The following is an 852-nucleotide window of genomic DNA, read 5'->3' on the forward strand; positions in this document are numbered from 1 at the left end:
TAGAGGGCCGCCGGGTCGTCGCGGACCCGCTCGGCCAGCTCGAGGCGGGTGCGCAGGGCGGCGAGCGGAGTGCGCAGCTCGTGGCTCGCGTCGGCGACGAGCCGCCGCTCCCGGTCCGCCGACTCCCGCAGGTCCGCGATCAGCGCGTTCAGGGTCGAGGCGAGGTCGGAGAGCTCGTCGCGAGCGGGCCCGACGGGGAGGAGCTCGGTGGAGCGGCCGTGGCGCAGCCGGTCGGCGATCGCGCGCATCCGGCCGACGGGTCGCAGCGCGAGGCCGACGAGGAGCCAGGAGGTGGCGGCGAACGCGACGAACAGGATCGCGAGGGCGATCAGGAGCGTCGTGCTGACGCCGCCGACGACGGCCTCGGCGGTGTCGCGGCTCTCCTCGATCAGCGCCTGCGACGCTCCCGAGCGGACCAGCTCGATCGTGGAGGCGTCGAGGATGTGGTCGAGCTGCTCACGGACGACGACCGCGACGATCCCGAAGAACAGCATCGCGACCAGCAGGCTCGACACCGTGATCCGCACCCGGATCGACAGAGTCCGCCACCTCACGGCGTCACCCCGAGCCGGTAGCCCGCACCCCGTCGGGTGAGGATCTCGACCGACGCACCGCCCGCGGCCAGCTTGCGGCGGAGGTAGCTGATGTACTGCTCCGCGATGTTGTGGTCCACGAACTCCGCCGACCCCCACACCTCGAGCAGGATCTCCTCCCGCGGCACGTAGTCGCCGGCGCGGACCGCGAGCACGCGCAGCACTCCGAACTCCTTCGGACTCAAGGGCAGCACGGCGCCGTCGACCGTCGCGGCGTGCGTGTACGGATCGACGCGCAGGTTCCCGAGCGCCACCGGGG

The 852-nt window shown here is 72.9% G+C and carries 2 protein-coding genes; both read right to left on the reverse strand.

The window, feature by feature from the left end:
* The coding region (locus C5D08_RS17520; RefSeq protein WP_308471639.1) for a HAMP domain-containing protein at positions 1 to 554 on the reverse strand (554 nt) is incomplete at its 3' end.
* Positions 551 to 852: winged helix-turn-helix domain-containing protein (locus C5D08_RS16570; RefSeq protein WP_146086170.1), on the reverse strand; the 302-nt coding region annotated here is incomplete at its 5' end. The genes C5D08_RS16570 and C5D08_RS17520, both read right to left, overlap by 4 nt.

Origin of the sequence: Rathayibacter sp. AY1B6, assembly GCF_002932755.1 — a bacterium.
Taxonomy (GTDB): domain Bacteria; phylum Actinomycetota; class Actinomycetes; order Actinomycetales; family Microbacteriaceae; genus Rathayibacter.